The organism is Alkalihalobacillus sp. MEB130 (genome assembly GCF_032335535.1).
GTDB lineage: Bacteria > Bacillota > Bacilli > Bacillales > Bacillaceae_D > Halalkalibacter.
Genome location: NZ_JAOANA010000006.1, coordinates 1 through 22596 on the forward strand (window position 1 = coordinate 1; position 22596 = coordinate 22596).

Below are 22596 nucleotides of genomic sequence, written 5' to 3' on the forward strand. Positions count from 1 at the left end.
TTGAGAGAAAAAGAATAGGAAAATAAAGAGGAAAAGAGGCAACTTCTCATCCAATAATGGATAGAAATTGCCTTTTTTTATTTAGCTTCTTATTAAGCAAAGAAAAACGGAAGTTTTTCAGTGGCCTTGCCTTCGATCCCACAGGAGTCTACGTATATTTCCTCCGCTAAAATTGTGAACCGATCGTATTCTCAGTTAAACACCATAGTTTTGTCCCAGCCTCTGCTTAAAGGTTTAGAATCCATTTGAAAAGAAAGCGTTTGATAATATACTAGTAAGAAATTAATATAGAAGTAGGAGGCGGTTACATGCAGGATTTTACATTTCATAACGGAACGAAGATTATTTTTGGAAAAGATCAAGAACAAATGGTAGGACAAGAATCAAGCTTATATGGTAGCAAAGTGCTACTGCACTATGGTGGTGGAAGTATTAAAGAAAGTGGTTTATACGATAGAGTTGTTCAATCTCTGCATGAAAAAGGGATTGAAATCGTTGAATTAGGTGGAGTGAAACCGAATCCAAGAGTCAGCCTTGTTCGAGAAGGAATCACTCTTTGTCAAGAAGAAAACATTGATTTAATTCTTGCTGTTGGGGGAGGTAGTGTCATTGATTCGGCAAAAGCAATCGCAATTGGTGTGAATTATCAAGGCGATGTGTGGGATTTCTTTACCGGAGAGGCAACTGTAACAAAGTGTTTGCCGATTGGTGTTGTGTTAACCATCCCAGCTGCAGGTAGTGAGAGTAGCTCAGGTACCGTTATCACAAACGAAGAGGGAGCTTACAAGCGTGCAGTAGGTCATGATATGATGAGACCAAAGTTTGCGATACTAAATCCTGTTCTTACATATATTTTACCGAGTTATCAAACAGCCTGTGGAATTACTGATATGATGGCTCATATTTTAGAAAGATATTTTACGAATGAGAAACATGTAGATTTAACTGACCGCTTATGTGAAGCAACATTAAAAACAATAATTAACCATGCTCATACCGTTTTGGATGATCCTACGAACTATCATGCTAGAGCAGAAATCATGTGGGCAGGGACTCTTGCGCATAATGATTTACTAAGTACGGGTCGAGTTGGTGATTGGGGAAGCCATGATATCGAACATGAGATTAGTGGAATTTATGATCTAGCTCATGGTGCGGGCCTTGCGATCATTTTCCCAGCATGGATGAAATATGTATACAAGCACGATGTAACTCGTTTTGCTCAATTTGCCAATCGTGTTTGGGATGTAGAGATTGACTTAAACGACTTAGAAAAAACAGCCTTAGAAGGGATTAAGAAAACGGAAGAATTCTTTCATTCTATAGGAATGCCGGTTACGTTAGCAGAAGCAAACATTGGTAATGAACACTTTGAAGAAATGGCGAAAAAAGGCACGGAAAGAGGACCTCTTGGCAACTTTGTGAAGTTGCATGAGGCTGATGTGTATAACATATATCAATTAGCAAAGTAAAAAGATAGGGCCACGCTTTCATGCGGGGTCCTATCTTTTTACTTTGCTTTATAATAAAATTATTTTTTTCTTAATGAACTGTTCATTCACGTCAGTTAGTTCTAGTGGAGATTAACTACTTACATTTTTGACGTCTGCTGTTTTAAGTTTTGATGAATGGACTCGGATACTTACTAGATGAAAACTTCCTAATATAAATAAGACAAATCCTGCTAAGCAGAGAAACAAGTTGGAAAATCCAATAAAGGGAACCATAAGCCCTAATATGAATGAGCCTGTCGCAACACCTGAATCATATAAGGTGAAAAATGTAGCCGTTGCATGCCCTGTTCGGTGCCTTGCTACTGCTCCAGTAGCTAATGATAGGAGAAGTGGCATTAAGGAGCCGTACCCTATACCAAGCACGCCGGCAGCTAGTAAAAAGACCCAGGCTGATTCAGAGATTCCAAGTAAGAGAAACCCAAAAGAAAAGATTAACAAACTTGGCATGATAACAATTTTGGATCCACGCTGGTCAAATAAGCGACTTAAATAAGGTCTAGAAGCAAGCATCGTGATGGCAAACACGAGAAAAAAGTATCCAGAAACAAGTTCAAGACCAACCTCAACGGCATAGACCGATATAAAGGAAAGGATGGCAGCGTACGCGAATGCGACAAGGGAGATGATGAAGGCAAAAGGTATGGCTTTCAATTCAAAAAAGTCATGAATGGATATTTTTCTTTTGATTGATGAGTTAGCAAGTGTGCCTGTCTCTTTTAGCTTTACTAGGAAAGCAAATAGGATGCTTATAACCACAAATATGCTAAGGCTAATAAACAATTGATGAAACGTAATAAATTGAATCAACGTTAAACCAATAAACGGTCCTATGACGACAGCGATATTCATAAACATCGTAAAATAGCCAAGACCTTCTCCTTTTCGTTCAACAGGTATCATGTCGTTAGCAATCGTCGAAGTTGTTGTTGTTAAGATAGCAAAAGAGAAGCCATGAATGAAGCGTAAGATCATAAGAGGGATGAATTGGTCTGTGAATATATAGCCAAATGATGTGAAAGCGAATAAACTGGTACTGACTAGTAAGATTCTCCTTTTTCCAAATCGTTGTAATAAGCTTCCAGAAAAAGGCCTAATGATGATCGCAGATAAAAGCATGACAGTCACAACGAGACCAGCCTGTGCTTCACTTCCTCCTAATTGATACACGACATAAATAGGCAATGTCGTTAACAATGCATAAAAAGAAATAAACACGATTAAGTTTACAAACGCCACACTCACAAAGTTTCTCGTCCAAATAGGTTTTTTACTTGTGTCCATCTACATCATTCCTTTTGACCCCAAGTTTTTTTAAAAGGGATAAGAGTTGTTGCTGTTCTTGTTCCGATAGCTGGGAAACATAGCTTTGTTCAAATTGTTTTAAACGCTCATTCACCAAAGGAAGTTTGTCATGCGCCATATCTGTTAATTCAATTAGCCGTTCGCGCTTATCTTTTCCTTGTCTTCTGTGAATCCAACCATTAGACTCCATCCTTACGAGTGTTCGTGTGATAGTTGGGGCCTCTACTTTTAGATATTGCCAAATATCGGTTTGTGTCATCGTTCCTTTTTGATGAAGGATGTAGAGGATAACCCATTGAGAGGAATAAAGGCCAAACTCCTGTAAATGTTCATTTAATTCCTTTGAAGATAATCGAGCTTTTTGGTTTAACGTATGCAGCAGAACGCTTGTATCCATACTAATTTTCTCCTTTTTATTTATCTAGGTAAATAAATTTGCTGTTGAGGTTATTATATAGGAATGGATTCAATATAGTAACCCTCTTTTAGGAAAAGTGATCATTTTATTTCTGTGTATGTTGAAATGATAGGTGTTTGTTCGAATGAAGAAGAAGGGACTTTCAGTAGGATGAGAAGCAAAAGTGGAAAAACGGTTAGAAATAAAGTTCTCTATGTTTCCAAAGGTACTTCTCAAAGTGCAATGTTTTCTATGAAAGGAACCATCGTACGTATAGACGAGATACATAATAAGCCATAGACATTGTCAGAAAACTTACTACCGGATTCCACTTTTTGTATGAAATCAAACTTGTTTTTTTCTCTACCATCTTTTCCAAAGTAGCAATCAAGCCACTAAAAGAAGCAGTATACAATACTTTTAGAAAGAAAGGTTTCTTTTCTGGGTAATGGATATTGTAAAGAGCGGTGAATGCTGGGAAAATATAATATTCAAAGACGAAACTTGATTTAACGGCTTTTTTAAAGAACATTCTAAATGGATACTTAATGAAGCCTTTTTCTACGACAAGCAATCCGAAGAACCATGTAATCACTTGTTGAAACAAAAAAGCAACGTGAGCTTCACGAATTCTTTTTTTCGGGACAAAGAGAATAAGTAGTAACGTTGTAATTAAACAAGCCGATACAGTAATCGCTGTTTCTCGTTTTTTCTCACTCATGTGTAACACCTCAGTATCGTTGATTGCATTCGTCTTTGATGAACGTAAAGTTAGTATGTTCGAAATACAAAAAAGTTATTTGCGAATGCAAACGAGAAGCAACAAATAATGTAGAATATGGTGAGCGTTTATGAAGTAGAAGAAGACTGTTTTGATACTTCTTCATAGCTGTTCTGGATAAAATTACTAAAGGATTCTCCAAGTAAATCATTACATAATAAAGATGAAACCTCTATGTATTTCATAAAATCCTCATGCGGTATTTGTGCAAGAGCTTGAATAATCTTAATATTTGACTTTTCTATATGTTCATTTAGAAAATTCTTTATGTATGTACGTCCACTCTTTGTAATTCCCACTTTCTTTGCACGTGTATCTTGTTTTCGGCTTGTATGAATAGTTACTAGGCCTTCTTCACGTAATTTTTCTAATTGTCGGTACACATTCGACATATTCGTCTGGGATAAATAGGTTAAATTTGTCATGGTTAGATTGTCTTCAAAATATAAAAACCATAATAAACGAAAAGAAGGAAAGGTTAATTCATAACTTTTAACCGCTTGTCTTAGGTCTTCTTCAATTTGAAAATTTAGTCCTCGCGTTAAAGCATAAAAAAGGTAGCCGTCTGCAAATTGTTCTTCAGGTGAGTTCATTTTTTGCCTCCTACTACAAGATAGTAGCACTCAAATGAGTACCTTATTGGATTACTCATTATTCCCAGAGAGTTCATGTTTAAACTTTAGGATAGGCTAGAGGTAGAGTAATCACGATAAGCTGTAAGTAATCAATGTAAGCTCGTTCGTCCTATTTATGAATGTTTTCTCTTCAATAAGAATATGATCATTAACATATGTGATCAGGAGGGAAGATTTATGCCAGTGGCAAGCGAAAGCGGGAATGTCAATTGCAATATTGATACAATGTGGGAGTTTATTAAGGAAATGGAAAATTGGGCTCCATGTATGCCAGGATATGTGTCTTTTCAAAAAGTAGATACCAATGTTTCCATTTGGGCTCTTAAAGGGGATATGGGGATTTTGAAGCGTACGATGAACTTTAAGGTTACGGTAACGGAAAGGGTGAAACCAGAACGAGTAGCATTCAAATTGGAAGCCCAAAGTATAGGAATAAAAGGAGAGGGGTCTTATAGAGCTGTTCGTAAAGGAACGGATATGACTGAGGTAGAATTTTATCTAGATATGTCAGGTACAGGAATTCCCGCAAAAGTAGTAAACGTTTTGTTATCAAAGACACTGCCTCGCGATTGTAAGGAATTAAAGGAAAACTTGATTGAAGTGCTAGAGAAAGATGAAATGTAAAAAGAAGAACAGAGAAACGTTGTTGGTAGCGAAAGGAAAGTCCTCCATTCAGGAGGGCTTTTTTATGATAAGGTAGGTTCCGCGAAGAAAACCTTGGATTGTGATGGTTTCTCCTTTATTTTCTTGTGTTATTGAAAAATTCAAATATTGACAACGATTAACAAATCATGATACAACCTGCTTATGGTTTAATACATACAGATCATAGAGTTGTCATACAGACAGGAAAACATATTAAAAACAGAAAAGTAGAAGGAAGGTAGTATCATGGAACAAAGCAACAAAATTATTGATTGTACCATTCGTGATGGGGGGTTAATCAACAATTGGGATTTTAGTGTGGAATTCGTACAAGACTTGTATGAAGGTCTTAGCCTTGCAGGAGTAGAGTATATGGAAATTGGGTATAAAAATTCACCTAAGCTTCTTCAAGCGACTGAGCCAAACCCATGGAGATTTCTTGATGATAACTTCCTTAAAGAAATTATTCCCGAAAAAAAATTCACGAAACTTTCAGCATTAGTTGACATTGGACGAGTAGATCCGGATGACATCTTACCACGTGAGCAAAGTCCATTAGATATGATTCGAATTGCTTGTTACATTCGCGAAGTAGACAAAGGGTTAGAGTTAGTCCAAATGTTTCACGACTTAGGTTACGAAACGTCTCTCAACATTATGGCTCTATCAAGTGTACCTGAAAACCAATTAATTGAAGCATTTAAAATGGTCGAAAAAAGCGCTGTAGATGTAGTCTATATTGTTGATTCATTTGGTAGCTTGGATCCTGCAGATATTCAACATCAAGTAAATAAATTTAAGGAAATGATTCCAAATAAACAACTTGGAATTCATACTCATAACAATATGCAGCTTGCGTTTGCTAATACATTGACGGCTATGCGTAATGGCGTAACGTTCCTTGATTCATCAGTGTATGGAATGGGCCGTGCAGCGGGGAACTGTAATACAGAACTGCTTGTCACTCATATTCAAAAAGCAAGCTACGAGCTTAAACCACTCCTAAACGTTATTGAAAAGCATATGTTAGAAATGCGTCAAAAATGGGAGTGGGGTTACATCATTCCATATATGATTTCTGGAACTCTAAATGAACATCCACGTGTTGCGATGGCGTATCGTGCAAGTGAAGATCGCGATAAATTCGTAAATTTCTATGATCAAGTCACTTCACCAGAAGCATCAATAACTCCTGAATCTAAATAGTTTAAGAAAAAGCATCATCTTTATAGGTGGTGCTTTTTTGCAGTGAAAATGGAGTAGGAAGAGCGTTTGTGTAATGACAGAAAAAAAGGGTGATCGAAATGTAGGTTGCTGTCACCACTCTCCAACTAGGTGAATATCCTGTATGTGAAAGGAGAGGGAAAAGATGAATATACCACATAATTCTTATCAAGATGAATTCAGAGACACAAGGGCCTTATATGACCAATGTCAGCAGTATATGAATTATCATGTGATGTTTACAATGCAAGATGGAAATACGGTAGATGGGATTATTCAGAATGTAGGTACAGACGGGGTTCATGTATTAGTCGGTGAGGATGTTATGGACCGGGATGACCAGGAAGAACGCTATTATGCTGGTGGCTATGGATACGGCTTTCCTAGAAGAAGGTTTAGACGATTTAGACCGCAATTTTTCCCACTTGCTAGCCTTGCTGCTTTAGCATTATTGCCTTATGTTTATCCACCATACCCGCCATATCCACCATATCCATACCCTTATTATTAAAAAAACAGCATTCATGATTTCATAAAAAAATCCTGCACCAGCATATTGCATGGTTGCAGGAACTTTTTTTTGAATGAAAATTAATACGTTTTATCTCCATTAAAAATTGAATTCTTAACAATGACATAATCTACGTGACGGATAGAATCTAATTTTGTTCCACCTGCATAGGAGATAGAAGATTGAAGATCTTGTTCCATTTCAATCAATGTGTCTTGTAAAGAGCCTTTGTGCTCTACGACGATTTTCTTCCCTTCCACATTCTTCTTTTCCCCTTTTTGGAATTCAGAAGCTGAGCCGAAGTATTCTTTATATAACTTGCCATCTTTCTCAATTGTTTCACCTGGGGATTCTTCATGTCCAGCGAAAAGAGAACCAATCATGACCATCGTTGCTCCAAAACGAACAGATTTTGCAATATCACCGTGAGTACGGATACCTCCATCAGCAATAATAGGCTTGCTTGCTGCTTTTGCACACCAACGAAGGGCAGCTAATTGCCATCCACCTGTACCAAATCCAGTTTTAATTTTCGTAATACATACTTTTCCTGGTCCAATCCCAACTTTCGTGGCATCTGCACCAGCATTTTCAAGTTCGCGGACAGCTTCTGGTGTTCCTACATTTCCTGCAATGACAAAGCTGTCAGGAAGTAATTTTTTAATATGTTGAATCATTTCAATGACCGCATTGGAGTGGCCATGTGCAATATCAATTGTAATGTATTCTGGCGTAATGTTTTCATCAGCTAATTGTTGAACAAAGCTGTATTCTTCGTCTTTTACACCGACACTAATAGAAGCATATAGTCCGCGTGCGTGCATGTCTTTAATAAAAGAAAAACGTGTTTCTGGTTCAAAACGATGCATAACATAGAAATAGCCATTTTCCGCTAAGTAAAGCGCGATTTTTTCGTCTATAATGGTTTGCATGTTTGCAGGTACAACTGGCAATTTGAACGAGCGTCCACCTAATGTTGTCGTTGTATCACATTCTGTGCGGCTCGTTACAATACATTTTGCAGGGATTAATTGAATATCTTCGTAATCAAAAACATTATCCATTATTTCCACCTCTAAATACGAATATTGTGGTAACAGTTGAACGAAAACGTTCGACCCTTTGGTACTTTACATCAGATTGGATGAGATGTCAATTACATAATAAACAAATACCATAAGAAATTTCTTCTGATGTATTTTTTGAACGTTGCAATAAGATACTTATTGTGAAAACTGTAAATAAAAGTAAGGCTGTCTCTCTTAGAATCTTACCCCAACGATTTTGGAGAATTACCAAGAGGACAGCCTAACCCTTAATTATTGGATTCAGCTAATTCTTCCATTTTTTTTGAAATGAGAGGGTAGAAATGTTCCTTCGCATGTTGAGTGGTATTTCCACCGAAGAAACCTGTGCCGGGACAAGATTTGACATTATACTCTGGACTATTGTCTAGTACTCGTTCTCCAGATCGTAAGTGCCACCAATGATGATACGTAACATGATCAATAGTAGGTGATAAGCCAAACTTAAGGCAAAGAAGAGCTGTAATATAAACGATCGTTTCTTTTTGTTCCGCTGTCATGACATCATGGCCAACATCAAAATTACCAATATGTTCAATTGCAAGGCCGACAGAGTTGGCTTGCTCTCCAATTGAACCTTCAGGAGCTACGTTAAAAGGTCTTGAAACGGCAACAGTTCCATCTGGAAAGGTCGTTATGTTTTGAGCGATGTTCTGCCACCCTTTTTCTTTCTTATGGAAATTCTCCATACTCGTTAGCATTTGAAAATGATTGTTTCCCTTAAATTGATCATATGAAGGCAACCATGTATGATGTTGCTGAATAATCTGAATTTGTCTGTTGAATTGGTTATGAAACAACCAGTTCTTGAACTCTTCTCTTGTCATTAAAATATGCTGCCCTTGCATTTGCATTTTCTTAGGAACGATCTTTAAAAGCTGCCCCGTATAGAGTTGTTCAGATTCAAGCCCGTTTGTTGATTTTATAATGTCAGGTGTGGAGTTATGGGTAATAGCTAGATTCTTTAACGTATCGCCAGCAACTACTTCATATACAATGGGGACCCATAATTTTTGTCCAACAAATAAGGAGTCTGACTGTAGCCCATTTGATACTTTTAACTCCTCAATCGTAGTATCAAACGTTACTGCTAGTTTAGGTAACGTATCGCCAGCTTTCACTTCATAAATATTGGGGGCGATCGGTTCAGTTGCGCAAACTGGTGTTAGGCCAAACGATACAATACTAACTAAAAGAAAACCAATAGCAAGTAAATGAATTTTGCTTTTCATGCTTTTCCTTCCTTATCATTTAAAATTAAATGCTGCTTATTAGGTATGTAGCTGCACATGTTCATTTTAGTTTGGAGAAGAGAGGAGAAGATTATTCTGTCTAAGAGGACTTACATATTTTGTCTGAAATTTTTCAACTAAGTTTTATGTGTTAAGTGATTGCATTGTAAAGAAAAACAAATCATAATAGATAAGATAATAAAAAAAGTCTTTTTGTTTAAAGGTAGTCTAGTATTATATAATCTAGTTTGGATAACTCGGAGATTCGTAGAAAGGACAAGTGGGTCAGATATATGGAACTAAAAACGAACAAAGAAGTAAATCAAAATAAGAATTCGTTACAAACGACTTTGCGACAGCTAGTTGAGCATAGATTATTTCAGCCAATTGTCATTGGAATAATTTTATTAAATGGATTGATAATCGTCGCTGAAACGTATCTAGCGGGAAATAATGTTTTACTAACATTGGATAAAATAATCGTGTGGATTTTTGTGTTAGAGTTAATTGTGAAAATTATTGCTCTTGGTGTAAGAGGATATTTCTCTGATCGCTGGAATATTTTTGATTTTAGTATTGTTATAGGAAGTATTCTTTTTTATTCAACGCCTTTTGTAAGTGTTTTGAGGCTCATTCGCGTATTGCGTTTAATCAGGATGATTCCAGCTATTCCGGCACTGCGAAAAATCATTGACTCTCTAATGAAATCCGTTCCCGCTTTAACAGGCATTTTAGGTTTATCGATATTAATCTTTTCTATTTATGCGATTATTGGGACAACTTTCTTTAGGGACGTGCTTCCTTATGAATTTTTCGGGAGTTTCCATACAGCTCTATTCACGTTGATGCAAGTTGTTACGTTTGAATCGTGGGCAAGCCAAGTAGCAAGACCTATTATCCATGAGGTCCCTTGGGCGTGGTTATATTTTGTTACGTTTATTATCATTGGGGCGCTCGTTATTTTAAATCTTGTTGTTGCAGTCATTTTGAGTTATTTAGGTCAAGACGATGAAGTGAAACGGGAAGAGCAAATGGACCGATTATATAAAGAAAATCAAGAATTGAAACAAGATATTCAAGAAATTAAACAATTGCTTCTTGAAAATAAAAATAAGTAATTGGAAGAGACTGTCTGCTAGATGTCGGATTCGACATATGGCAGACTTTTTGTTTGGCCTGTTTCTAAGTCATATAGGAGAGGACATCACAGCCTCGTTAGATGAATGGTAGTAAAAAAAAAGCCGTATTGAACTAGACGTCCAATACGGCTTTTTTTCTAAAACTGATGCTTTTGCTGTGTACGTATGTACTAACAGCCCCACCTTCGCTGTTAGCATAGCGACCCCAGATGCCGCTCTACCTACTTAGATTTTACAACAATCTTTAGTTCCATTTATTAAACCAATGTAAAGATCAATTGAATGTTTTATAAATGGATGGTGAGTAGTAGTGACTTAGTTCCATAGATTTTGAATTAGTACTATAAACAATTATTAATATTTTAATTTGCGAAGAGAAGAGGAATGTTTCCAGGATTCATAACTCTCTTCAATATAATGAATGGTCCGTAAAGAATCACGTAAACTATATTGAATTTTCATGTTTTGAGTAATGCAATTTTGAAAATGCTCAATCATATTAACATATTGATCGTCTTCGATAGCCTCCATTAAAATGACACGATTTTGCTCATCCCTAACGATGATTTTCCCGAGATTATCATGATTTTCATCTGGTCGGAACGAAGATTCTACCAAAATTCTGCCCTTTGATCCTACTATTTCATAGTAGTTAATAAAAGCTAATTCTAGACTTGAGGTAATGCTAGCTGTACGACCTTGCTCATCAATGAAGACACTTGTGGATAATGAATCGACATTCCACTCTGGATGTTTTTTTGCTACCATGCTAACTGAAGTTGGTTTCATTCCAAAAATATGCGCCATTGCATGGACACCGTAACAGCCAACATCCATTAGTGCTCCACCGCTTAGGTCCTTGTTGGCACGAATGTCATTTGGATCTGTTACTAAATGTGAAAAATGTGCATTAAAGTGGGAAGGGTCACCAATGATAGGAGACTTAAGCAATTCTTGTAATCGTTGATGTTGTCGGTGGAATTGATACATAAAGGCTTCCATAAAAATAACATTCTTCTCGTTTGTTACACGTTCAATTTCTAATAATTGATCGACATTCACCGTTGCAGGTTTTTCAAGTAAAACATGCTTTCCTTTTTCCGCAGCTTTTATTGCCCATTCGGCATGGAGTGAGTTAGGTAATGGAATGTAAATAGCATCTATCTCTCGGTCATCTAGAAGCTGTTCGTAACTTTCATAAATCTTTGGGACTTGAAATCTCTCTGCTTTTCCTCTACTTTTACTTGCAACAGCTACTACTTCTGAATTGGAAGAACGTCTGATAGCAGGTACAACTTGATCAAATGCAATGTTTGCGGCACTCAAAATTCCCCACTTAACTGTTTTCAATTAACTCTCCTCATTTCCATGTAAGTAATTTTAATGGCTAATAACTAGTGGGAAGTAAGCGCTTTATTTCTTTTGTAAAATGATGGTACTAAATATGAGCTTTTGTTGTCAATGCAAATTTAAAATTTTTGAAAAAAACAAAAAATATGTTGCGTGAATAGAAGGAGCAATGGTATAAAAATAAAGTAAGCGCTTTATCAAATTGGTCAATGGCTTAAGTGGGAGGGATAATATTATGAAAAAAATAAATGTTGGAATTATCGGTGCTGGTCGTATTGGTAAACTGCATGCCGAAAACATAAGTGCATTTCCAAATGTTTCAGTAAAAACAGTCTCTGATTTGTATGCTGATCGATTAATAAGTTGGGCTGAACAATTTGGAATATCGCAAATAACGACCGATTATCAGGACATTCTAGATGATCCTGAAATTGATGCGGTTCTAGTATGTGCACCAACATCATTGCACTCTGAAATCATTTTTAATGCAATTGAAGCGAAGAAACATATTTTTTGTGAGAAACCGATAACGTTTGATTTAGAGGAATCAGAAAAAATATACAATAGAATTGTAAGCGCTAATGTTAAATTTCAAGTTGGTTTCAACCGTCGTTTTGATCATAGTTTCAGTCAAGTGCAAAAGGCAGTAAGAAAAGGCGAAGTAGGGGATCTTCACTTAATTAAAATCACCTCTCGTGATCCAGCACCACCCCCTGCATCGTACATTGAAACATCTGGGGGCATGTTTATCGATATGTCCATTCATGATTTTGATTTAGCACGATATTTATCTGGTTCAGAAGTTGAGGAAGTAACCGTAACAGGGGCGAACTTAATTGATCCTGTTTTCAAAAAATACGGCGATATTGACACGGCTGTTATTACTCTGAGGTTTGCTAACGGTGCTATAGGAGTAATTGATAATAGTAGAAAAGCAGCGTATGGGTATGATCAACGTATAGAAGTTCTTGGATCAGAAGGTATGGTCATGGCAGATAATGTGTTAAATTCAACGGTTCGTAAATCGCTCAGTACGCAAACCCAACTTGATAACCCGAAATATTTCTTTTTAGAACGATACAAAGAAGCATACATAGTTGAACTTAAGGCATTTTTTAATGCCATTATTGATGATACTGATACACTTTGTTCAGTAAAAGATGGATTGGAAGCCGAAAGAATTGCTCATGCAGCAAAGAAAGCACTTCAAACAGGAGAAAAGGTACTTATGAAGGACCTTACTGTTATCCAATAAAAATCTCGTAATCTAGTTCTTTAAAATATAATTTTAAAAATAAATAGTTTTTTTAAAAAAACTATTACAATTTTTCGAACTTTATGTATAATAGGTTTTAGGAAAGCGCTTTATCATAAAGGTCCATTTTGTTTAATCGTAACGCAACAAAGATAATAGCGTTACTTTTAAAATAAATATCATGAAAGCGTTTACTGTAGCGCTAAGGGGGAATTGGAATGTTTAAGAAAAAGCTAGTTTCATTAGTTAGTGTCGTTGCTCTTGCTGGAATGTTGAGCGCTTGCGGCTCCGAAGGGTCATCTTCAGAACCAACGGGAGATTTGGTTGAGGAAGGTACAGAAAACGTTGCTGTAGTTTTGAAAACGTTAAGTTCACAATACTGGAAATACGTAGAAGCTGGAGCTAAGCAAGCAGGAGAAGACCTAGGAGTAAATGTTACAGTATTAGGCCCTGCTGCTGAATCACAAATTATGGAACAAGTAAATATGATTGAGGATTCATTAAGTCAAGGACCAGATGCACTTGTTTTATCACCAAGTCAACCATCAACAGTAGTACCAGCACTTTCACAAGCAACTAGCGATAACATCCCAGTTTTCTTTATAGATACGGATGCTGATTATGATGAGAAACAATCCTTTCTTGGAACGGATAATTACTCTGCAGGTTATGAAGGTGGTCAATTACTAGCTGAACAACTTGAAGCAGGAGATAAAGTTGCCTTAATTGGCGGTGCGCTTGGTAACACAGCAACTGATGAGCGTGTGAAAGGAGCAAAGGCTGCACTAGAAGAAGCTGGGATTGAAATTGCAGCAGAGCAACCAGCAAATAGTGACCGCACTGAAGCAATGAACGTTATGGAGAACATTTTACAAACGCAAGGTGACATTAAAGGGGTATTTGCTGCAAACGATGATATGGCAATTGGAGCTGCAAGAGCAGCATCATCAAATGGTCTTAGTATTCCAATTATTGGAACAGATGGAACAGTTGAAGCTGTAGAAGCAATTATTAACGGAGAGTTATTTGGATCAATTGCGCAATCTCCTTACGATATGGGATATCAAGGTGTTGAAAATGCAATTAAGGTTTTGAAAGGTGAAACAGTTGAAAAACGTATTGATACGGGTGTATCAATTGTAACAGCAGAAAACGCGGAAGAAGTGTTAGAGTTCTTAAATAGTATTTCTGGTAATTAATTAGAGAAAGAGCGCTTAACCATCTCTTTTGGTTAAGCGCTTATCTAAAAGTTGGAAGGAGGAATATCAGCATGGAAGCTTTACTTGAGTTAAAAAACATTAAGAAAAGTTTTGGTCCAAACCATGTTTTAAAAGGAATTAACCTTGATATTCGACCAGGAGAGGTTCACGTACTGCTAGGTGAAAATGGAGCAGGAAAATCAACACTAATTAAAATTATGACAGGTGCTTATACAAAAGACGAAGGTGAAATGTTCTTTCAAGGAAAGAAAATTGAATTAACTTCTCCAAGTGATGCAATGGATTTAGGAATTGCTACAATTTACCAAGAGTTAAATGTAGTGCACGAGCTTACTGTTTATGAAAATATTTTCCTAGGTCGGGAAATTAAAAATAAAATATTTTTAAATCAAAAGAAAATGAAAGAAGAAGCCGCAAGACATTTGGAACGATTAGGGCAAAAACGTGAACTCCTAGAGAGGAAAGTAGGAGACCTTGGAATTGGGAAACAACAATTAGTTGAAATTGCCAAAGCGCTAACTGTAGATGCGAAATTAATTATTATGGATGAACCAACAGCTAGTTTAAGTGGCTCTGAAGTAGAACAGTTATATGCGACAGTGAATGAACTTCGTAGACAAGGGATTGCAATCGTTTTCATCTCGCACAGGTTAGAGGAAATTAAACGAATGGGAGATCGTGTAACGGTATTACGAGATGGCTATGGCATAGATACACTCCCGGTTAAAGAAACAAGCGCAGATCGAATGATTGAACTGATGGTCGGACGAAGTTTAGATGAAAAATTCCCTAAGAAAGACTTCACAAAGGGCGTAGCTGGTCTAGAGATTAAGAATCTGAAACGAAAAGGGTCAGATAAGACAGTTAATTTAACAGCATATCAGGGAGAAATTTTAGGAATATCTGGCCTTGTAGGTGCTGGAAGAACAGAGTTAGCGCGAGCTATTTTTGGTGTCGATCCAATTGAATCAGGCACGATTAAAGTGTTTGATAAAGAAGTGAAGATTAAATCACCACGTGATGCCATTAGTTCAGGAATTGCTTTTATTACGGAAGATCGTAAAGCAGAAGGATTAATACTTGACCAAACGTTAGACTTTAACGTTGGAATTGCAAGTTTAAAAACTTATCAGGAAAAGGGATTTATCAACTTAAATAAAATTAAAGATCTCACGAACCATTATATTAAGGAGTTGCAAGTAAGACCTTCGGATCAAAGACTTCACGCTCGAAACCTTAGTGGGGGGAATCAGCAGAAAATCGTTATTGCGAAATGGCTTGCGACGAAAGCAAAGGTATTTATTTTCGATGAGCCAACACGTGGAATTGACGTTGGGGCCAAGGTTGAGGTATATCGGTTAATGAATTCACTAGTAGATGAAGGCGCAATTATTATTATGATATCTTCAGATCTGCCAGAAATTTTAGGGATGTGCGACCGAGTACTGGTCATGTGTGAAAATGAAATCACAGGAGAATTTGACCGTCATGAATTGAGTCAAGAGAAAATAATGAAAGCGGCTACAGGAGGTAGGTAACTATGGCTGAGGTAGTAGTGAAAAAGGAAGAAAAAGTGGAAGGTAAGAGCTTTTGGAAAACAGCGTTAAACAAATTTGGACCATTAATTGGACTTTTTCTACTTTGCGTAGTTTTAACGATTTTAACTGATCGATTTTTAACCGTTAACAACATTATGAACGTAGCTCGTCAAGCGTCGATAAATGCAATTTTATCATTAGGAATGCTTTTACCAATTTTAACAGCGGGGATTGACTTATCAGTTGGTTCGGTTTTAGCCATCTCCATAATGGTGATGGGGGTTGTGTCCGTACTTTGGGGACTAGATCCAGTTGTTGGTTTATTAGTTTGTTTAGCTGTAGGTGCTTTCTTTGGTTTCTTAAATGGGATTATGCTTACGAAACTTAGATTGCCACATCCATTTATTTCGACACTAGGGATGATGAATATTGCGCGTGGTCTAGCTCTAATTATTACAGCCGCGGCTCCTATTGCAGGGTTTCCGTATATCATTCAATTTTTAGGTGCTGAGTTTGTTGGACCGATTCCTGTAAGTTTTATTTTAGTAATATTTGTATATATTTTGTTCCACTTCTTCCTTACTCGTACTCAAACAGGTAGACATATTTACGCCATTGGAGGGAATAAAGAAGCAGCGAGACTTTCAGGGATTAATGTTGATAGAGTACTAATTATTGTATATACAATCAGTGGATTTATGGCAGCATTAGGTGGTATAGTTATGGTAGGGCGTGTTGATTCCGCTTTCCCTCTTGCTGGTATGATGTTTGAACTCGATGCGATTGCGGCTGTAATCATTGGTGGCGCAAGTTTCTTTGGTGGAGTCGGAACGGTTTGGGGTACATTAATTGGTGCGTTGATTATTGCGGTACTAAGAAATGGACTAAATCTTCTAAACGTTGCGGCAGACCTTCAAATGACTGTCATTGGTCTCGTTATTATTGCTGCTGTATATGTCGATGTTTTACGTCAAAAGAAAAAGTAGAGTGTGAGGGAGGTAGCTAACAGTATGAGTGAAGTCACATGTGCTGTGTTAGGCTTTGGGCGTTTAGGTCAATGGCATGCAGAAAATCTAGCAAAATTAAAACAAGCTAATGTGATGTCGATTTGTGATCCTAATGTAGATAAAATGCAGCAGAAGGCAAAAGAGTTGGGAATTCCTCATTACACAACGAACCCAGACGATATTTTTCAAGATGATCGTATTCAAGCTGTGATTATTTCAACACCGACGAGTACTCATTATGAGTTATTAAAGAAAGCGATTAAATATGGAAAAGCTATTTTTATAGAAAAACCGCTAACGCGAACGTTAGAGGAAGCAGAAGAAATTGTCCAGTTGATCGAGCAAAAGTCAATTTTTTGCCAAGTTGGATTCATGAGAAGGTTTGATCCAGCTTATGTCGAAGCTAAGAAGCGAATTTTAGCAGGTGACATTGGTGAACCGGTCTTTTACAAAGGGGTTTCAAGGGATCCAGGTGCACCACCTATTCAGTTTGTTAAAAACAGTGGCGGAATTTTCTTAGATCTTGCTATTCATGATTATGATATGGCTCGTTTTCTACTAAATAGTGAAGTGACGAAAGTCTCGGCACATGGCAATGTTCTTATTCACGATTTTATGCACGAATTCAATGATGTCGATCAAGCAGGAACATACTTAACTTTTTCTAACGGGGCAAGTGCAGATATTGAAAGTAGTAGAAATGCCTTTTACGGGTATGACATACGTGGTGAAATAATTGGTACGGAAGGAAGCATTTCTATTGGTTCGTTACGCTACCATGATGTGAAAGTGTTTACAAACAAAGGGGCTAGTTATGATCTGCTCCCTTCATTTCCAGAAAGATTTAAAGATGCCTACATCGAAGAGATGACACAATTTGTCACCAGTTTAGCTGAAGGATCTCCATCTTTAGTGACTGCAGATGATGCGAAAAAGTCTTTGGAAATTGCTTATGCAGCAACCTCTTCGTTTCGTCAAAGTCAAGTAGTATCTTTATCTAGAAATCAGGTATGTTTGTAAATAGCGTGTAGAATATGGTATTGGAGATTACAGACATGGAAAGGTAAATTCATATGCAACCAACCATATATGATGTTGCAAAGAAAGCTGGAGTATCTATTGCAACAGTATCAAAGGTCATTAATAATAATGGAAGAATTGGGAAAGATACTAGAAAAAAAGTATTGAAAATTATGGAGGAATTAAACTATCATCCTAGCGTGTTAGCCTCTGGTTTAACTCGAAAAAGGACTGAAACAATAGGGGTGTTAATACCGGATTTAGCCAACCCCTTCTTCGCTGAAATTACAGCGAGTATGGAAGAGCGAGCACACGAACTGGGACTGAGTGTTGTCATTTGTAGTACGAATGATAGCGAAGAAAAAGAAGCCAAGTATATTTCTTTATTAATGAGAAAAAAAGTAGACGGTTGCATACTAGCCTCTCGTTTTACTCAAGTTAGTTTAATTGAAAATATGATTAAACAAGGTATTCCAGTCGCATTAACTAGTCAGGATATTCCATCTCTTAATTTGAATACGGTTTCAGTTGATGATTATAAAGGTGGGTATCAGGCCACTGCCCATCTAGCTTCTCTCGGTCATAAAAAAATTGCGACGATTGCCGAGAAAAATGTTCGAAGTAGTCATGAGCGAATTAAAGGCTATATGGATGCCATGATTGAAAAAGGTCTTGCTGTTGAAGACACCTATATTGTTGAAGTGGAACCTACAGTCAAAGGAGGGAAAGAGGCAGCGGAAAGATTACTGACTTCTGAAGATCCGCCGACAGCTATTTTTGCTGGTAACGACATTTTAGCTATAGGTGTTTCTCAAGGGGCTAGAGCCTGTCAATTAGAAATACCGAATGATTTCTCCGTCGTTGGATTTGACAATACGTTGCTAGCAACAATTTGTGATCCGCCTTTAACTACGATTGCTCAGCCTATACAACAAATAGGTAGGCAGATTGTCGATGTCTTAGTTAGTGAGATTAATGGGGAATTAGATTACAAACAACGAATTATGTTGCCACCTGAACTAGTAGTGAGGGAATCAACAAAGAAACTATTTGAAAATAAGGTTTCCATTAAAACAACAATTGAAAAATAAAATAGAGTCTTCTTGTTGATGGTATAGACTTTATTAGCTAATCAAAAGCACTTGGATAAAAAAGGTTCCAAGTGCTTTTGATTTTTATCCGCTTTATGAGTGATGTGAGAAAGGAAGAAGGAAAATTTTTGATTATTAGTAATGTATAAATAGAAAACACTTGGATTCTAGATTGAATCCAAGTGTTTTCATCATTTTTTTATAAAAATTGCATTGTTGTTATACATGTAGGGTCTCCTTCAAACGTGGAAAGCTCTGACTCTACTTGATAGCCATCGTGTGTGATCGTTACGTGAAAAATTTGATCACGTGGTAACCATAAATCAATAAATCCATTAGCGAAAGAAGTCATAGTCTCGTCCACTAATATGTTTCCTTCTTTGTCTTTAATATAGACGTTAAATTCTTCGTTTACGAGTTCCCCTTGACAACCTGTCAAGTTATGATTCAGTCAAGGATGGGTTTGATCAAAATATGGTGCAATTGATACGAAAAATTCATCTTCCGGTAAGTCGTAAATGATCTTGCTGCCATCAGTCTCCGTTACGATAAGTTCGTGCGATGTAATGGAAGCGGATGCAGCTACTACATTTCTTACACTATAGTCATGGACCAGTTCTTTCAAGCTGTCAGCTGTTCTCTGATTATTATCATTGTCAATTCCCGCAAAGAAATAAACAGCTATTAGGGCAACGGACATTAATGCAACAACTGTAAAGAGTTTTCTATTCATTGAAGGACTCTCCTATCTGTGATTGTTATTTTCTTGATAAGATTAGCTCTATTTTAGCATGAATAAGATCGGTACTACGTTGAAAGTAAGGGCAAACCTATGAACTTTCTGGTGGGAAAAATAGCCGAAAAAGGATTCTTTTTTTAATTGAGAAAAAGGGAGAGATCGAAGAGAATAGGTAGGTGTGCTTAGATTGAGATTGTAAAAAGGAGCGTGGATGATGTGGGCAAAAAAGAGATGCAAGAAGTGTATTGGCTTCGAATCATTGCTTGTTTGAGTGTGGTTCTCATTCACGCAGTAAGTAGAGTGTTAACAGATTTTTCGGTAACGGGGGATGATAGAGTTGTCTACCGGACACTTCAAGTGATCTTGTTGTATGGAACACCAATGTTTGTTTTACTCTCAACAATTGTCATGACACACGCTTATAAAGATCACATTCCAAAAGGTTTTTTGAAAAAGAGACTGAAGTATATTTTCATTCCATATTTGGCGATGGCAGCGTTTTATGCAGGTGATAAATATTACCGCTATCATTGGACCTTTTCAGACTTTGCTAAAGAGTTCGGGTACAATGTGATTGGACAGTGGCATGGATATTTTGTTTTAATTATTTTTCAATTTTATTTGTTGCATCTAGCATTCGTGAAATATAGCAATAGATTTAAACCGTTGCATGTCTTAACGATTAGTTTTTGTATAAGCGTAGGCTATTGGATAAGTTTGTATTTTTATTTTATAGATTATGTAAGTCATTCGAGTTATTTGACTCTTTTCTTCTCAAGAGTGTTGTTTGTGGGATGGCTATTTTATTATGTGGTTGCTTATTATTGTGGAAAAAACTATGAGCGTTTTCTAAACATTTTAAATGAAAATTGGAAATTTCTCTTGGTCGGCGTGATCGGTTCATTTACTCTCTTACAATATATTTATCATACTGGGATTCTAATGAGAGTAACATCAGCACGCTTCGACGTAATCCTTTACACGGTGTTGTTATTTTTTCTATTGTTCTATGTCTTTTCAAAAGTGAAAAGAGTTCCAAGGTGGATCGTATCCACTAGCGGATACTCCTATGGGATCTATTTGCTTCACCCATTTGTTCAAACGTTCGTAAGTAGAACTGTGTTTCGTGAAGCAACAGAATTGACCTATTTGTTCGTTCAATTAATAGCGGGAGTGTTTGGACCTATTGTATTAATCTATTTGATCTCAAAGTTTCCATTTGGTAAGTATGTTGTAGGGAAGATGCCTGTTCGTAAAAAGGATAACAAAGAAGTGTTTAAGTCGAAAGTGGCTTAAAAGAGGAGAGTGGCATTCTGGCATCAGCTTGAAATATCATTATCTGATTGAAATAAAAAAACAGTAGTGCAAACCAACAAATAGTTATAAGATAAAAGTAATACTATTATGGAGTGTGATGTATAGATGGACGATGTTCCGTCGAGTTTGATTGCGTTATTTATTATGTTATTAGGGTTGTCTGCTTTTTTCTCCTCAGCTGAAACAGCATTTTCGAGTGTGAATAAAATCCGCCTTAAGAATTATAAGGAGGAAGGGAGAAAAGGGGCTAAGAAGGCTGTTGAAATAGCCGATAACTTTGATAAGACGCTTTCAACGCTGTTGGTTGGCAATAATCTTGTGAACATTGCAGCAGCAACGCTGTCTTCACAAATTGCGATCCAACTGTTTGGCCCTAGTCTGGGAGTTTTTATTAGTACATTTGTTGTCACAATTTTGGTTTTAATTTTTGGCGAAATTATCCCGAAGTCGTTAGCGAAAGAATACGCAGAAGGCTACGCATTAAAAACGTCGGGAATCCTTTTTTTGTTGATTCAAGTGTTCTATCCAGTTACTTGGGTGTTCTTGCAAATTAAGAAACTTATTTATTTATTTGTAAAAAACAAAGATAATACACCATCTGTTACGGAAGAAGAAATTAAAATGCTTGTTCAAATTAGTGAAGATGAAGGTGTTATTGGGAAAAAAGAAAAAGAGTTGGTACACCGTTCGTTAGAATTCGATGATATAATTGTGCGCGAAATTTTAAAACCGCGTCCAGACATGGTTGCTGTAGAAGTCAATCAACCAATTTCGGAAATCAAGGATGTGTTTTTAAAAGAGCATTTCTCAAGGGTCCCTGTTTATGAGGGGAATATTGATAATGTCATTGGTATTTTATCTGAACGAGATTTTTTAACTGCTTTTATAGACGCTGGGGAAAACGTTGATCTTCCTTCGCTTCTACGACAACCGTTGTTCGTTGTTGAATCGATGAAAATTTCCTCCTTACTTCCAGAACTTCAAAAGCAAAAAATCCATATGGCTATAGTAATTGATGAGTTTGGTGGAACGTCTGGGTTGGTTACGTTAGAAGATTTATTGGAAGAAATCGTCGGTGAGATTTGGGATGAACATGATGTTAGTGTAAATCATGTGAAACAAATTGGGGCATCAAGTTACGTCGTTGACGCGGATTACTCGATTGATGATTTCGCTCGTTTTGTTAAGATGGATGTTCCAACTACCTCAAACCACACTCTAGGGGGATGGTTGATAGAAGAATTTCAACGTATTCCAGTAGAAGGCGAAGAATTTCTTTATCAAAATCTGAATTTGAAGATCGAAAAAGCTGAAAAGAAGCGAATTCGCCAAGTTCGCTTAATGATTAATAATAAACAAGGTGAAGTTGAACAAATAGAAGCAATATAAACAATCCCCTCTGTGATGAATTCGCAGAGGGGATTGTTTGTTGAAGTATAATTCAGGAATCTTTTAAGTTAGTCTCATTCTGTTGGGCACTCAAGTGTGAGGGATGGTAAGTGAAAATGAAAACAAAGCCAATGAGAGGGAGGAAGAGGAAGGGCAAAAACCAATACAGACTGATAGTCGTTGGAAATTTATTAGTTAGCGATGT

General features: G+C 36.9%; 21 protein-coding genes. 13 read left to right on the forward strand and 8 right to left on the reverse strand.

All coding sequences use genetic code 11. The annotated features are described in order from the left end of the window. The first annotated feature begins 308 nt into the window (after positions 1-308). Complete coding sequence (locus N0O92_RS07730) at positions 309-1472, forward strand: iron-containing alcohol dehydrogenase (RefSeq protein WP_315614096.1); 1164 nt, start codon at positions 309-311, stop codon at positions 1470-1472. 111 nt (positions 1473-1583) lie between these two features. On the opposite strand, the gene N0O92_RS07735 is transcribed toward N0O92_RS07730, so the two are convergent. The 4 genes from N0O92_RS07735 to N0O92_RS07750 all read right to left on the reverse strand — a co-directional run bounded on the left by N0O92_RS07735 (position 1584) and on the right by N0O92_RS07750 (position 4587). Then, a complete protein-coding gene (locus tag N0O92_RS07735; RefSeq protein ID WP_315614097.1) occupies positions 1584-2795 on the reverse strand; it encodes an MFS transporter in 1212 nt (403 codons plus the stop codon). Beyond that, entirely contained in the window at positions 2782-3213 is a 432-nt protein-coding gene (locus N0O92_RS07740; protein WP_315614098.1) for a MarR family transcriptional regulator, read from the reverse strand. The genes N0O92_RS07735 and N0O92_RS07740 overlap by 14 nt, the downstream gene beginning before the upstream one ends. Positions 3214-3463: 250 nt before the next feature. Continuing rightward, on the reverse strand, positions 3464-3934 hold the full coding sequence (locus N0O92_RS07745) for a CBO0543 family protein (RefSeq protein WP_315614099.1): 471 nt from the start codon (positions 3932-3934) through the stop codon (positions 3464-3466). Positions 3935-4062: 128 nt separating this feature from the next. Beyond that, positions 4063-4587, reverse strand: a complete 525-nt coding sequence (locus N0O92_RS07750) for a MarR family winged helix-turn-helix transcriptional regulator (protein WP_315614100.1) — start codon at positions 4585-4587, stop codon at positions 4063-4065. Positions 4588-4806: 219 nt separating this feature from the next. Between N0O92_RS07750 and N0O92_RS07755 the strand changes: the two genes are divergently transcribed. From N0O92_RS07755 to N0O92_RS07765, 3 genes are all read left to right on the forward strand, one after another. Beyond that, positions 4807-5253: an SRPBCC family protein gene (locus N0O92_RS07755; RefSeq protein ID WP_315614101.1), complete on the forward strand. Its 447-nt coding sequence runs from the start codon at positions 4807-4809 to the stop codon at positions 5251-5253. A 267-nt stretch (positions 5254-5520) separates the two neighbouring features. Continuing rightward, positions 5521-6480, forward strand: a complete 960-nt coding sequence (locus N0O92_RS07760) for an aldolase catalytic domain-containing protein (RefSeq protein ID WP_315614102.1) — start codon at positions 5521-5523, stop codon at positions 6478-6480. A gap of 163 nt (positions 6481-6643) precedes the next feature. Then, positions 6644-7009 (forward strand): hypothetical protein, encoded by a 366-nt coding sequence (locus N0O92_RS07765; RefSeq protein ID WP_315614103.1) that lies wholly within the window; start codon positions 6644-6646, stop codon positions 7007-7009. Positions 7010-7089: 80 nt separating this feature from the next. Here the strand turns inward: N0O92_RS07765 and guaC are convergent, their stop codons facing one another. Both guaC and N0O92_RS07775 read right to left on the reverse strand, forming a co-directional pair. Beyond that, positions 7090-8073, reverse strand: coding sequence for a GMP reductase (guaC, locus tag N0O92_RS07770; protein WP_315614104.1), 984 nt, complete (start codon positions 8071-8073; stop codon positions 7090-7092). Between the two features lie 251 nt (positions 8074-8324). Further along, positions 8325-9326, reverse strand: a complete 1002-nt coding sequence (locus N0O92_RS07775) for a LysM peptidoglycan-binding domain-containing protein (RefSeq protein WP_315614105.1) — start codon at positions 9324-9326, stop codon at positions 8325-8327. 293 nt (positions 9327-9619) lie between these two features. Here N0O92_RS07775 and N0O92_RS07780 point away from each other — a divergent pair, with 293 nt between their 5' ends. Beyond that, a complete protein-coding gene (locus tag N0O92_RS07780; protein WP_315614106.1) occupies positions 9620-10444 on the forward strand; it encodes an ion transporter in 825 nt (274 codons plus the stop codon). Between the two features lie 375 nt (positions 10445-10819). On the opposite strand, the gene N0O92_RS07785 is transcribed toward N0O92_RS07780, so the two are convergent. Next, complete coding sequence (locus N0O92_RS07785) at positions 10820-11815, reverse strand: Gfo/Idh/MocA family protein (RefSeq protein ID WP_315614107.1); 996 nt, start codon at positions 11813-11815, stop codon at positions 10820-10822. A gap of 235 nt (positions 11816-12050) precedes the next feature. Between N0O92_RS07785 and iolG (N0O92_RS07790) the strand changes: the two genes are divergently transcribed. The 6 genes from iolG (N0O92_RS07790) to N0O92_RS07815 all read left to right on the forward strand — a co-directional run bounded on the left by iolG (N0O92_RS07790) (position 12051) and on the right by N0O92_RS07815 (position 18946). Then, the gene (gene iolG, locus N0O92_RS07790) at positions 12051-13070 is read left to right on the forward strand and encodes an inositol 2-dehydrogenase (RefSeq protein ID WP_315614108.1); all 1020 of its coding nucleotides are present in this window, start codon (positions 12051-12053) and stop codon (positions 13068-13070) included. A 218-nt stretch (positions 13071-13288) separates the two neighbouring features. After that, the gene (locus N0O92_RS07795; protein ID WP_315614109.1) at positions 13289-14269 is read left to right on the forward strand and encodes a sugar ABC transporter substrate-binding protein; all 981 of its coding nucleotides are present in this window, start codon (positions 13289-13291) and stop codon (positions 14267-14269) included. A 71-nt stretch (positions 14270-14340) separates the two neighbouring features. Next, on the forward strand, positions 14341-15828 hold the full coding sequence (locus N0O92_RS07800; protein ID WP_315614110.1) for a sugar ABC transporter ATP-binding protein: 1488 nt from the start codon (positions 14341-14343) through the stop codon (positions 15826-15828). Between the two features lie 2 nt (positions 15829-15830). After that, positions 15831-16814 carry an ABC transporter permease gene (locus tag N0O92_RS07805; RefSeq protein ID WP_315614111.1) on the forward strand — a complete coding sequence of 328 codons (984 nt, stop codon included), beginning with the start codon at positions 15831-15833 and terminating at the stop codon, positions 16812-16814. A gap of 24 nt (positions 16815-16838) precedes the next feature. Then, on the forward strand, positions 16839-17855 hold the full coding sequence (gene iolG / locus N0O92_RS07810) for an inositol 2-dehydrogenase (protein WP_315614112.1): 1017 nt from the start codon (positions 16839-16841) through the stop codon (positions 17853-17855). Between the two features lie 53 nt (positions 17856-17908). Next, the gene (locus tag N0O92_RS07815) at positions 17909-18946 is read left to right on the forward strand and encodes a LacI family DNA-binding transcriptional regulator (protein ID WP_315614113.1); all 1038 of its coding nucleotides are present in this window, start codon (positions 17909-17911) and stop codon (positions 18944-18946) included. A gap of 199 nt (positions 18947-19145) precedes the next feature. Here the strand turns inward: N0O92_RS07815 and N0O92_RS07820 are convergent, their stop codons facing one another. Further along, on the reverse strand, positions 19146-19679 hold the full coding sequence (locus N0O92_RS07820) for a CueP family metal-binding protein (protein WP_315614114.1): 534 nt from the start codon (positions 19677-19679) through the stop codon (positions 19146-19148). Positions 19680-19901: 222 nt separating this feature from the next. Between N0O92_RS07820 and N0O92_RS07825 the strand changes: the two genes are divergently transcribed. Both N0O92_RS07825 and N0O92_RS07830 read left to right on the forward strand, forming a co-directional pair. After that, complete coding sequence (locus N0O92_RS07825; RefSeq protein WP_315614115.1) at positions 19902-20981, forward strand: acyltransferase family protein; 1080 nt, start codon at positions 19902-19904, stop codon at positions 20979-20981. Positions 20982-21107: 126 nt separating this feature from the next. Next, positions 21108-22391 carry a hemolysin family protein gene (locus tag N0O92_RS07830; protein ID WP_315614116.1) on the forward strand — a complete coding sequence of 428 codons (1284 nt, stop codon included), beginning with the start codon at positions 21108-21110 and terminating at the stop codon, positions 22389-22391. Positions 22392-22596 lie beyond the last annotated feature (205 nt).